At 53.8% G+C, this 12,086-nt stretch carries 12 protein-coding genes and 1 tRNA gene; 6 read left to right on the plus strand and 7 right to left on the minus strand.

Annotated features, from left to right (window positions below; genetic code table 11):
• Both prpE and ENGE1_RS03415 read left to right on the plus strand, forming a co-directional pair.
• Complete coding sequence (gene prpE, locus ENGE1_RS03410) at positions 1-1,887, plus strand: propionate--CoA ligase (RefSeq protein WP_048255227.1); 1,887 nt, start codon at positions 1-3, stop codon at positions 1,885-1,887.
• Between the two features lie 114 nt (positions 1,888-2,001).
• Positions 2,002-2,616, plus strand: coding sequence for a Fic/DOC family protein (locus tag ENGE1_RS03415; RefSeq protein WP_225823439.1), 615 nt, complete (start codon positions 2,002-2,004; stop codon positions 2,614-2,616).
• Here ENGE1_RS03415 and ENGE1_RS28950 read toward each other — a convergent pair.
• Positions 2,613-2,771, minus strand: coding sequence for a hypothetical protein (locus ENGE1_RS28950; protein ID WP_169804718.1), 159 nt, complete (start codon positions 2,769-2,771; stop codon positions 2,613-2,615). The genes ENGE1_RS03415 and ENGE1_RS28950 overlap by 4 nt on opposite strands.
• Before the next feature lie 189 nt (positions 2,772-2,960).
• Here ENGE1_RS28950 and ENGE1_RS03420 point away from each other — a divergent pair, with 189 nt between their 5' ends.
• Entirely contained in the window at positions 2,961-3,386 is a 426-nt protein-coding gene (locus ENGE1_RS03420) for a WapI family immunity protein (protein ID WP_048255228.1), read from the plus strand.
• A gap of 644 nt (positions 3,387-4,030) precedes the next feature.
• On the opposite strand, the gene ENGE1_RS03425 is transcribed toward ENGE1_RS03420, so the two are convergent.
• Positions 4,031-5,071, minus strand: coding sequence for an IS481 family transposase (locus tag ENGE1_RS03425; protein WP_064360545.1), 1,041 nt, complete (start codon positions 5,069-5,071; stop codon positions 4,031-4,033).
• 193 nt (positions 5,072-5,264) lie between these two features.
• Here ENGE1_RS03425 and ENGE1_RS03430 point away from each other — a divergent pair, with 193 nt between their 5' ends.
• Complete coding sequence (locus tag ENGE1_RS03430) at positions 5,265-5,828, plus strand: hypothetical protein (protein ID WP_155409078.1); 564 nt, start codon at positions 5,265-5,267, stop codon at positions 5,826-5,828.
• A 150-nt stretch (positions 5,829-5,978) separates the two neighbouring features.
• Positions 5,979-6,236 carry a hypothetical protein gene (locus ENGE1_RS28790; RefSeq protein ID WP_048254420.1) on the plus strand — a complete coding sequence of 86 codons (258 nt, stop codon included), beginning with the start codon at positions 5,979-5,981 and terminating at the stop codon, positions 6,234-6,236.
• 178 nt (positions 6,237-6,414) lie between these two features.
• Here ENGE1_RS28790 and ENGE1_RS03435 read toward each other — a convergent pair.
• Positions 6,415-6,490, minus strand: a tRNA-Ile gene (locus ENGE1_RS03435).
• A 127-nt stretch (positions 6,491-6,617) separates the two neighbouring features.
• Here ENGE1_RS03435 and mug point away from each other — a divergent pair.
• The gene (gene mug / locus ENGE1_RS03440) at positions 6,618-7,124 is read left to right on the plus strand and encodes a G/U mismatch-specific DNA glycosylase (RefSeq protein ID WP_048254418.1); all 507 of its coding nucleotides are present in this window, start codon (positions 6,618-6,620) and stop codon (positions 7,122-7,124) included.
• A 45-nt stretch (positions 7,125-7,169) separates the two neighbouring features.
• Here mug and ENGE1_RS03445 read toward each other — a convergent pair whose 3' ends face one another.
• The 4 genes from ENGE1_RS03445 to rpsU all read right to left on the minus strand — a co-directional run bounded on the left by ENGE1_RS03445 (position 7,170) and on the right by rpsU (position 11,957).
• Positions 7,170-7,559, minus strand: a complete 390-nt coding sequence (locus ENGE1_RS03445; RefSeq protein WP_048254416.1) for a hypothetical protein — start codon at positions 7,557-7,559, stop codon at positions 7,170-7,172.
• A gap of 266 nt (positions 7,560-7,825) precedes the next feature.
• Positions 7,826-9,670 carry an RNA polymerase sigma factor RpoD gene (gene rpoD, locus ENGE1_RS03450; protein ID WP_043080753.1) on the minus strand — a complete coding sequence of 615 codons (1,845 nt, stop codon included), beginning with the start codon at positions 9,668-9,670 and terminating at the stop codon, positions 7,826-7,828.
• A gap of 155 nt (positions 9,671-9,825) precedes the next feature.
• Positions 9,826-11,568, minus strand: a complete 1,743-nt coding sequence (dnaG, locus tag ENGE1_RS03455; protein ID WP_043080752.1) for a DNA primase — start codon at positions 11,566-11,568, stop codon at positions 9,826-9,828.
• Between the two features lie 173 nt (positions 11,569-11,741).
• Positions 11,742-11,957, minus strand: a complete 216-nt coding sequence (rpsU, locus tag ENGE1_RS26685) for a 30S ribosomal protein S21 (protein ID WP_001144069.1) — start codon at positions 11,955-11,957, stop codon at positions 11,742-11,744.
• Positions 11,958-12,086: the final 129 nt, after the last annotated feature.

Consider the following 12,086-nt stretch of genomic DNA (forward strand, 5'->3'; position numbering starts at 1 on the left):
ATGTCTTATGAATCCTGGTATCAGCGCTCGATTAACGATCCCGGCGGTTTCTGGGCGGAGCAGGCCGGCCGCATCGACTGGCAAACGCCGTTTACCCGCGCGCTGGACTACGATAACCCGCCGTTCGCGCGCTGGTTCTGCGGGGGCACCACCAACCTGTGCCACAACGCCGTCGACCGCTGGCTGGCGAGCCAGCCCGAGGCGCTGGCGCTAATCGCCGTCTCGGCGGAGACCGGTGAGGAGCGCACCTTCACTTTTCGCCAGCTGCACGCCGAAGTAAACCGGGCGGCGGCGGTGCTGCTGACGCTCGGCATCGGGCGCGGCGACCGGGTGCTGGTCTATATGCCGATGATCGCCGAGGCGCAGATCCTTCTGCTTGCCTGCGCGCGCATCGGCGCTATCCACTCGGTGGTGTTCGGCGGCTTCGCCTCCCACAGCCTGGCGGCGCGCATCGACGACGCGCGCCCGGCGCTGATTGTTTCCGCCGATGCGGGCAGCCGGGCGGGGAAAATCATTCCGTATAAGCCGCTGCTGGACGCGGCCATCGACCAGTGCCGCTACGCGCCGCGGCACGTGCTGCTGGTGGACCGCGGCCTGGCGGAGATGCGCCCGGTGGCGGAGCGCGACGTGGACTACGCCCTCCTGCGCGAGCAGCACCTGAACGCAGAGGTGCCGGTCACCTGGCTGGAGGCCAGCGAGGTCTCCTGCATTCTGTATACCTCCGGCACCACCGGCAGGCCCAAAGGTGTGCAGCGCGACGTCGGCGGCTACGCGGTGGCGCTGGCGACCACCATGGCGACGATTTTCGGCGGCCGGCCCGGCGGCGTCTTCTTCTGCACCTCGGATATAGGCTGGGTCGTGGGTCACTCCTATATCGTCTACGCCCCGCTGCTGGCGGGCATGGCGACGGTGGTGTTTGAGGGCACGCCGGTCTGGCCCGACTGCGGCGTCTGGTGGCGCATCGTCGAGAAGTACGGCGTCAGCCGGATGTTTTCCGCGCCCACCGCCGTGCGGGTGCTGAAGAAATTTCCCACGGCGCAGATCCGCTCTCACGATATCTCCTCGCTGGAGGCGCTCTACCTCGCCGGTGAACCGCTGGACGAACCGACCGCCGCCTGGGTTACGGAGACGTTAGGCATTCCGGTGATTGATAACTACTGGCAGACCGAGTCCGGCTGGCCGATCATGGCCCTCGCCCGCGCGCTGGACGACCGGCCGTCGCGCCCCGGCAGCCCCGGTGTACCGATGTTTGGCTACAACGTGCAGCTGGTAAACGAAAGCAGCGGCCAGCCCTGCGGCGTCAACGAAAAGGGTATGGTGGCGATTGCGGGGCCGCTGCCGCCGGGCTGCATTCAGACTATCTGGGGCGACGACCGGCGCTTTATCGACACCTACTGGTCGCTGTTCGACCGACCGCTGTACGCCACCTTCGACTGGGGCATCCGCGACGCCGACGGCTACTACTTTATCCTCGGGCGCACCGACGACGTGATCAACATCGCCGGGCACCGCCTCGGCACCCGTGAAATCGAAGAGAGCATCGCGGGCTACGGTAACGTCGCCGAAGTGGCGGTGGTCGGCGTTAAGGATGCGGTTAAAGGCCAGGTGGCCGTCGCCTTCGTCATCCCAAAGCAGGGCGACAGCCTGATCCTGCCCGACGTCGCGCAGCAGGAGGCGCAGGCCATCCAGCAGCAGGTCGGCGAGCAGATAGGATCCTTCGGGCGGCCGGAGAAGGTGTACTTCGTATCCCGCCTGCCGAAAACCCGATCCGGGAAGATGCTGCGGCGCACGATGCAGGCGCTGTGCGAAGGGCGCGATCCGGGGGATCTGACGACCATTGAGGATCCGGGGGCGCTGGGGGAGGTGAGGCGGGTGCTGGGGGAGTAGGGGGAGGTCCGTAATCGTACGCAGCGTCTTGTTTTAAAGGATACGCTGCCGAAATAAGATGGCTGCCTGATTCAACAGGCAGCGGGAGAGACTTTGCCCGGGCGGAGGCCATCATTGGCGAAGTATGAATTAAGCTCAGCGGAGGAGCGATATCAGCCGGGTTCTGATAATCTCGTGCTGGCGAATAAGTTAAACATTGTTGATCCGGCTGAAATGGATGCGCTCGAGTCTGGGCTGCTGCTCATGCTTTACGAGCAGATGTTCATCGAGGGTCAGCTTCCCGCTATTTTGACCTTTGACCATGTCTGCGCGTGGCATCGCAAGTGGCTGGGGAATATCTACCCCTGGGCCGGGAGACTCCGTAACGCCAATCTGGCGAAAGAGGGGTTTCGGTTTGCTGCGGCTGGCAGGATACCGCTGCTTATTACAGGGTTCGAGGCACGCTTTCTCTCCCGGTTTACTGAACTAAAAACGCTATCTCGCCCGGAATTGATTCGTTATCTGGCTGAATGCCATGTGGAATTTATTTTGATTCATCCCTTTCGGGAGGGCAACGGCCGTTTATCGCGCTTGCTTCTTGATGTACTGGCAGCGCAAGCCGGGGCAGGCGTGCTGGACTATAGCTTGCTGGATGAACACAGAACGTTTTATTTTAAAGCTATTCAGGCGGGTGTGTCGGGCAACTTTGAGCACATGATACGGTTGATGAGCGACATCCTTACGGATTAACGCGCAAGGCCAATAGCCTTAGCCCGTTGCTGAGTGCGCTTGAGCTGCTGCTCAATTTTTTCAATGGGCACGCCTGTTTCGATAGCCGTTGAGCTGGCCACGGTGCGCAGGATCTGTTTTTTTGTTATCCGGGCATGGGATGTCTTGTGAGTCATTATATCGCCTCGCTGTTTACGGAGTGATTCTAGTCCGGTGGAGAGGCGCTGGCAAGGCTGTGGCGCACGGGCTCAAAAGGGAACCATAGCAATGAGTGTTGGATTGATTACTGATGAACCGGGACGTTTTTATACCTTTCAGATGAGAAGGGGGCAATAGCTAACTTTATTTATAAATGATGAGGGAATATGATTGAAATAATTAAAGATAAGAAAATACTGCGGATTACTCCTTTTCAGCGAGAGAATACGCCTGACATACCTGAATCTGACTGGATACAGGTCTATGTGGAGTACATGCTGCCTGAGATTAAGATTCAATATCAGGCCTCATTTACTGCTGGTGAGCTTAACCTTCTCAAAAATAATCTCACAGGATTATATATGAATTTAGTTAAGGGTAAGATAGCAAATGAGATTGTGTTTGACAGCATGGAAAATCAGTTGAATCTGATATTCTCGCCATCATTAAGGAAAGGCGTATTATTAACATTAACTCTCAGACCGGAAAACTCCGCTGAAAGTATTATTGTCAGTGACTGTCTCGGTATGGATGAAAGTTACTTTCCGGCGCTGCTTTCAGGACTCAATGAAATCATTAATTGGCCGAGTTAGTGTTTTTTCGCTATGTACGAGCCACAGTGATCAGGTAACTGCACTAAAGCCGGTTTATAAGGCGGGCAGAACAGTGAAATGCCGTCGAGGTCTACTTGAGCGTCTCTTATTCCAAGGGAACACAGTAAAAATATTGATGCCGTTTTCGGCCATGTTTTTTTCGGGGCCCTTTAGCCCTAATTATTGTTAATTCTTCTTGATTTACTGATTTTAGCCGTAGGTAACTAAATTTTAATGTGGTTCTTGCTCTGGATGTTTTATAGGCAAGCGAAATATATAATATCGAAATTAATACCAACGGTTATATTTGATATAAATAAAGGAAATAAATAAAGCCCACGAAAAGCTAAGGATCCCAAAATGGTCGGGGAAGAAACAAGCGAAAATATATACACCGATTCCGATAAATGCTAAAGGTACCAGATAGATAAATGATTGTAGTAACCATAATATTGAGCGCATAATTATTTTGTAAACCATATTTTTTAACCTTTTAAAAATCTGGACATGAAATGATTGATCATCCTCGATCGAGTAGCAAGGGAAAAGTGAAGGCGCTGCCACTCGTGGTCTTAGAACGATAATATGTATTAGCTCAGACCTGATCTGACAGTTACCGGTTATTTATACAGGTATCTGTTAGATTACATCTGGTCTAAATTTTTCTCAGCCCAGACGTACTTTCCATCAAGTAACGTTTCCATCGGCGTCCGGCCACAGCACATTTTTCCCTGATGGGTTCGCTCATTATTATAGTGAGCCAGCCATTCATCAAGATCCGACTGTAATGTATCAAGATCGCCGTACAGCTTTTTACGGAACGTTACCTGATAAAATTCGTTCAGTATTGTTTTATGGAACCGCTCGCAGATGCCGTTGGTCTGCGGGGACATCGCCTTCGTTTTCGTGTGCTCTATGTCGTTTATTGCCAGATAAAGCTGATAATCATGCTGTTCCACTTTGCCACAGTACTCTGTGCCTCTGTCGGTCAGTATTCTCAGCATCGGCAGGCCCTGTGAAGCATAAAACGGCAGCACACGATCGTTCAGTAAGTCAGCCGCTGTAATCGGTGTTTTGGTGACGTAAAGCTTACAGTGAGCCACTTTCGAGTACGTATCAACGAATGTCTGCTGATAAATACGGCCGACACCTTTCAGGTTGCCTACATAGAACGTGTCCTGCGAACCCAGGTATCCCGGATGAGCGGTTTCGATTTCGCCACAGGCCTCGTCATCACACGCTTTACGCTCCAGTGCTGCGATCTGGCTGTCGGTCAGTTCAATGCCATCACGGGCCACTTTTTCTTCCAGTGCTTTTAGCCGTTTTTTGAAATTCTCAAGGTTATGGCGTAACCAGATAGAACGGACACCACTACCGGAGATAAAAACGCCCTGTTTACGCAGATCGTTGCTGGTCCGGTGCTGACCGTGTGCCGGGAAAGCGATGGCGTAATCAATAACAGCCTGTTCGGTTGCATCATCGGTACGGTTCTTAAGGTTAGGTATGCGGCGACTGCGATTAATCAGCGCATCCACACCGCCTTCATCGGCCAGTTCGCGGTAACGATAAAACGTATCACGCGAAACGCCCATGATTTTACAGGCTTTTGATACGTTGCTAAGTTCTTCAGCCAGATTGAGTAAACCGGCTTTGTGTTTGATGACCGGATTGGTAGTATGAAGCATGAGAGTTACCTCGTGTTTTGTATAAGGATTCGACACCCATATCAAAACCGGTAACTCTCAACCTTTCAAGGCCATGTGTCAGATCAAGTCGCGACTAATACAGATAATAGCATTCATACTCTGGTATTCGGCTAGTAGTTTCTACGCCTCGCATCATAAAACGAGAAAAAATTACTACAATTTTACTCTGAGGTTGTCGATTAAAATTAAATATTCTTTAATTACTTTTCTGCTTTTTTTTATTCCGATAGCCGCTATTGCTATCAATGGTACGGTCTATCAAGATAAGCCGACAGAGGATGCCGCGAATCTGGTCGCTAAGTACACGCTTTCTGACGATGCTGACAAAGAGGGATATGTGAAGCAATTAGAAGATATGACGATTAAGTATCCGAATAACATTAATGTTAGAAATATGTATACCAATATACTGCTTGCTGATAAAAAGTATTTATTGGGACTGGAACAATTAAAAATAATCAACAAGGTCAATCCAAAGCCGGTTTCCAAACTTACAGAGTGCATGTTGGTCGAGCGGAATGATAAAGATGCTGCGAGCTGCTATAAATATGCAGTCTCTCTTTTTGAAAAAAATAATAAAGAAGATGATAATTATATTATTGCGCTTTACCTTGCCGGAGATTCAAGGTTTGAAGTGGCAAAAAATGAGCTAGTGAGCTCAGGAAAATTGATGGATACAGAGAAAAGTATTTTATCGATGAGTAGAAATCAGCTAATCGGCACTTTTTTTCCTTAAAGGTTTGGTGTCTGCTTGTACAGACGCTTTCATTAAGTAAAAAAGCATATTTTTGAGGGGGGTACCTTTATATGATATTGTTTTCATTGCTTTGTTACAATATTATTACTCAATGACTGGTCACGATCGCTCGCGGGAGCAAGGATAAAGATGAAAAAAAGCCGAAAAGTACTCATATACGTTTTAGCCGTGATTATGTCATTTCTGGTACTTCCTGAGATTGTTTTAAGGACGATATCAGGTGAAGCTCTCGTCGCTCTGAGCGAATTTACGAGTTTAGGCGGTCTGCTCAGCCCCTTCCTTTCAGTGATGATTTTTATCGGCGTTGCATCCATCCTGAGCGCGGTCGTTGGAGTGTATGTTGTGAGTCGGATTTATCAGGGGTTAACGCGCGCTAACGGTAAATAAACCTGCTGGTCGGTTAACCCGCATGGCGCTCTGCTTTGACGGAAGGCATGACATTTTGAGTTGATTCTTTATGGTCAAAGTATGGCGGGTTTAAAAACCCCTGCTGCCCTCTGCTATCGCGACAACAAAAAAGCCACTCAATCGAGTGGCTTAACTATATGCTTTTAAAGCTAAAATCTGGTGGCCCCTGTTGGGTTTGAACCAACGACCAAGCGATTATGAGTCGCCTGCTCTAACCACTGAGCTAAGGGGCCTGAGGGGGAGGATTATAAAGTAACTCTGGCCGCCAATCCAGCCCGTAACGCATGGTTGCTGTTTTTATAAACAGCGAAATTTCAATCCGTTATACTCTCTCCAGAGTTTAACGATACGGACAACGTCATGATCAACGATATTCTGGCCCCCGGGCTGCGGGTGGTCTTCTGCGGCATCAATCCCGGCAAATCCTCGGCCCATACCGGCTTTCACTTCGCCCATCCCGGCAACCGCTTCTGGAAGGTGATCCACCAGGCCGGGTTTACCGAGCGGCAGCTGAAGCCGGAGGAGGAGAGGCACCTGCTGGATACCCGCTGCGGGATAACGATGCTGGTGGAGCGCCCGACGGTGCAGGCCAGCGAAGTGGACCTGCGCGAGCTGCGCAGCGGCGGGCGGGAGCTGGTGCAGAAGATTGAGGAGTACCAGCCGGCCGCGCTGGCGGTGCTGGGCAAGCAGGCCTACGGGCAGGCGTTTAATCAGCGCGGGGCGCAGTGGGGCAGGCAGCCGCAGACCATCGGCGCGACGCAGGTGTGGGTGCTGCCGAATCCGAGCGGGCTGAATCGGGCGACGCTGGAGAAGCTGGTGGCGGCCTACCGCGAGCTGGATGAGGCGCTGGCGGCGCGGGGGATGTAGGCTGTGAGAATACCCTCTTCCTGAAAAGGAAGAGGGGTAAGGCCGTCAGAGGCGCTCTGACTGGCTCACCATTGCCTGGCCCAGCGTACTCTGAATGCGGTAGCACAGGGTCTGCATGCGCGAGGAGTAAGTGTTGGCAACGATATTGCTGATGCCGGGGTCGACGCCCTCTTTCACGGAAATAAACAGGCTGGTCTGGCCGGTGAGCGTTTTCATCTCGTCGCTGTAGCGGTTCCAGGCCTTGCGGTTATAGATGCGCAGGGCGGCAAGTTCCTTCACGCAGGTTTCATTGGCCGTCAGGCTGGTTTCAGCGCGCGGTTCGGCTTTGACCGGCGCAGTCTGTTGGGGTGTTACCAGAGACACCGGCGCGTTTTCTGATTTTCCCGCACAGCCGGCGAGAGAGAGGCACAGCATCATCAGCCATGTTTTTTTCATTGCAAGTTCATCCCTGTAAGGTAGACGTTGTCGTGAGTGACGACAGAAAATCGTGATTTTACAGCAGGCGTCAGCACAAAAAATACGATGCGGTCAGTAAAGTGACATTTACGCGGGGAGTATATGCCGAAGGGCTGGGTGATAAAAAGTGGCATAAGCGCCCGGCGGGGGCCGTTAAATCGGCGATAGGGACGCGAAATCTCCGCCGGCTGAAAATGAAAAAGGGCCATACTCGCGTATGGCCCTTTTGTACGATTAAACAGGCATTAATCGTCGAGGAAGCTGCGCAGCACTTCCGAGCGGCTCGGGTGGCGCAGCTTACGCAGCGCTTTTGCTTCGATCTGACGGATACGTTCGCGGGTAACGTCGAACTGCTTGCCGACCTCTTCCAGCGTGTGGTCGGTATTCATGTCGATACCGAAGCGCATGCGCAGGACTTTGGCCTCACGGGCGGTCAGGCCCGCCAGCACGTCGTGGGTGGCGGCGCGCAGGCTCTCGGTGGTGGCAGAGTCCAGCGGCAGTTCGAGGGTGGTGTCCTCGATGAAATCGCCCAGATGCGAATCTTCGTCGTCGCCGATCGGCGTCTCCATCGAGATAGGCTCTTTGGCAATCTTCAGCACTTTGCGGATCTTGTCTTCCGGCATCAGCATGCGTTCGGCCAGCTCTTCCGGCGTCGGCTCGCGGCCCATCTCCTGCAGCATCTGGCGGGAAATACGGTTGAGCTTGTTGATGGTCTCAATCATATGCACCGGAATACGGATGGTGCGCGCCTGATCCGCGATAGAGCGGGTGATCGCCTGACGGATCCACCAGGTTGCATAGGTGGAGAACTTGTAGCCGCGGCGGTATTCAAACTTATCCACCGCCTTCATCAGGCCGATGTTGCCTTCCTGAATCAGGTCGAGGAACTGCAGGCCGCGGTTGGTGTACTTCTTGGCGATCGAGATAACCAGACGCAGGTTCGCCTCTACCATCTCTTTCTTCGCCCGGCGGGCCTTGGCTTCGCCGATGGACATGCGGCGGTTGATGTCTTTGACCTGCTCGATGGTCAGGCCAGTCTCTTCTTCAATTTGCTGCAGCTTCTGCAGGCCGCGCTGCACGTCTTCCTTCACGTCGTTCAGCTTTTCAGACCACGGCTTGTTCATCGCTACGGCGGCGTTGAACCAGGTTTCGCTGGTTTCGTTGCCGGTGAATAGGGTGATGAAGTTCTTCTTCGGCATTTTGCACTGCTCAACGCACAGCTTCATGATGATGCGTTCCTGAGTACGGACGCGGTCCATCATGACGCGCATGCTGTTGACCAGGTAGTCGAACTGCTTCGGCACCAGGCGGAACTGCTTGAACACTTCAGAGAGCTTGAGGATCTCTTCCTGCGCGGCGGCGTGGCTGCGGCCTTTGGCCTTGATGGTGTCGCGGGCCAGCTCGTGCTGGGTGCGCAGTTCGCCAAACTTCTCGCGGGCCAGCTCCGGATCGATGCTGTTGTCATCGTCGCTGGAGTCGTCGTCGCTCTCTTCGTCTTCATCGTCGTCGTCGTCCAGCTCTTCCTGAGAGAGCTCGGAGCCAACGTGGGTGGCGGTCGGCGCCATATCTTCTTCGGCGTTCGGATCGACAAAGCCGGTGATCAAGTCGGAGAGGCGGGCATCGCCGGCTTCTACGCGGTCGTACTGCTCCAGCAGATAGGTGATCGCTTCCGGATATTCGGCAACTGAGCACTGAACCTGGTTAATACCGTCTTCGATGCGCTTGGCGATGTCAATTTCGCCTTCGCGGGTCAGCAGCTCAACGGTACCCATTTCACGCATGTACATGCGCACCGGGTCGGTTGTGCGTCCGATTTCAGATTCAACGCTGGACAGCACCTGAGCCGCGGCTTCTTCCGCGTCTTCATCGGTGTTGTTGGAGTTTTCAGCAAGCAGCAGATCATCGGCGTCCGGTGCTTCTTCCATCACCTGGATGCCCATGTCGTTGATCATCTGAATAATGTCTTCAATCTGATCGGAGTCGACGATATCTTCCGGCAGATGGTCATTGACCTCAGCATAGGTCAGATAGCCTTGCTCCTTACCACGGGTAACAAGAAGCTTGAGCTGTGACTGCGGGTTTTGCTCCATAAGACGGTATCCACACTTAATTCATTGATTGGTGTCGGTCGGCGAATTGAACAACCGACTTTTAAAGCGAGGGCCTGCTTATATTTTTGCCGCTGCGCCTCGGTGCGGCTGTCGGGGTCTACCCGAGTAGTATTCGGCAGTTAAGCCGTTAAATTCTATTTTTTCTCGAGCGCCTGGCGAATTTGCCAGAACTCCATGCGCTCCTCGTTACTCAGGCCATGCGTGCGGTCGCGGGCAATAAGCTCTTCCTGCCGCAGCTCGAGTATCGAGTCCAGAATGTGGTTCAACGTGTCCGTGAACATTTTTTCGACGTTTTCGTCTCTTATATCGGTCCACACCGACAGCTTTTCAAGGGTTGCGGCCTCATTGGTGCCGCGATACTGCTCCAGCAGCTGGCCGGTGGTCAAACCAGGCTGTGATAAACAAGTGTTGACCAGCTCGGAGAATAAACCAAGTCCGGGCTGCTTTTTCGGGTCAAGTCCCGAAAGCGGCGGCACCACGGCGGCAAGCTCGGGATTCTGGACCAGAAGCCCTATAAGTATACGCATAGGCGTACGTTTTAGCTGCGGAGCCGGGCGGTTAGCGCCATTTTCTGCCTGTTTCGGAATAAGACGATCCAGCTGCGTGTCGTCGAATATGCCGATTTTGTTGCTGAGGATCTGCCGAAGCTGGATCCGCAGCGTCTCACCCGGTATCTGGGTTATCAGCGGCAGCGACAGGGCGGCCAGCTGGGTTTTGCCATCGGGCGAGGTGAGATCCGCCTGCGGCAGTAAGCTGTTAAACAGAAACGTGGAGAGCGGCTGGGCCTGCTCCATCCGCGCTTCAAACGCCGCTTTACCCTCTTTGCGCACCAGCGTATCCGGATCTTCGCCGTCGGGCAGAAACATAAAGCGCAGCTGGCGGCCGTCGGTCATATACGGCAGCGCGGTCTCCAGCGCGCGCCAGGCGGCGTCGCGTCCGGCCCGATCGCCGTCATAGCAGCAGATGACGTTATGGGTCACCCGAAACAGCAGCTGGATATGATCGGCGGTGGTCGAGGTGCCGAGTGAGGCAACGGCGTAATTAATGTCGTACTGCGCCAGCGCCACCACGTCCATATAGCCTTCGACCACCAGCAGGCGCTGCGGTTCAGCGGCCGCCTGCTGCGCTTCATAAAGGCCGTACAGCTGGCGGCCCTTATGGAAAATATCGGTTTCCGGGGAGTTGAGGTACTTCGGCATGCCGTCACCGAGGACGCGTCCGCCAAAGCCTATCACCCGGCCACGCTTGTCGCGGATGGGGAACATTACCCGTTCGCGGAAGCGGTCGTAGCTGCGTCCCTGATCGTTGGTCACCAGCATGCCCGCATCGATAAGCGACTGCTTATTCTCGCGGTTGGCGCCAAAACGCTTAAGCACGTTGTCCCAGCCGGGCGGGGCGTAGCCAATGGCAAAGCGGCTAATCACCTCGCTGCTCAGTCCGCGCTTTGCCAGATACTGGCGGGCGGGGTCGGCATTGGGCTGATTCAGGGATTGCTGGTAAAACGCGTTCAGGCCCTCCATCAGTTGGTAGAGATTTTGCCGCTGATGGCGCTCAATCTGCGTAGGGCCGGAACCTGCTTCATACGGCACTTCAAGGTTGTGCATTGCCGCCAGCTCTTCGACGGTTTCGACAAACTCGAGCTTGTCGTAGTTCATCAGAAAGTCGATGGCGTTGCCGTGCGCGCCGCAGCCGAAGCAGTGGTAAAACTGTTTTTCACCGTTGACGGTGAAGGAGGGGGTCTTTTCGTTATGGAAGGGACAGCACGCGTGAAAATTCTTGCCCTGCTTTTTCAGCTTCACCCGCGCATCGATCAGATCGACGATGTCGGTTCTTGCCAGCAGGTCATTAATAAAGACACGTGGGATACGTCCAGCCATAAGCCCCGCAACTTGATACGCTATCTTCCGGGCTACCCGCGCTGCGGTGAGGGACGCCTGAACGAGAGTGCGTATACTAATGTATAAACGAAAATAAGCCGCGCATTCCTTCCGGAAGCACGGCCTTTACAGCGTAAACTCGGTCTGAATTGAGGGCCGTTGCCCTCAACAGATTAGTACAGACGAGTGCGGCGTGCGTTTTCGCGAGCCAGTTTCTTCGCGTGACGTTTCACAGCAGAAGCTTTAGCGCGCTTACGTTCGGTAGTCGGTTTTTCATAGAACTCACGACGACGAACTTCAGCCAGAACACCCGCTTTTTCGCAGGAACGCTTGAAGCGACGCAGTGCTACGTCGAACGGCTCGTTTTCACGTACTTTAATTACCGGCATGTAACTCTCACCTTAATAAATTCGGTTTGCCGCTGGCATCAACGCCAGCTTATTTCAAAATGGTGCGGAATTTTACTGCAACTGCTGCTGCTTTGTAAAGCACCAATGCCGTTTTTGAACGGGACTTTT

The organism is Pluralibacter gergoviae ATCC 33028 = NBRC 105706 (assembly GCF_001598855.1).
Taxonomy (GTDB): Bacteria; Pseudomonadota; Gammaproteobacteria; order Enterobacterales; family Enterobacteriaceae; genus Pluralibacter; species Pluralibacter gergoviae.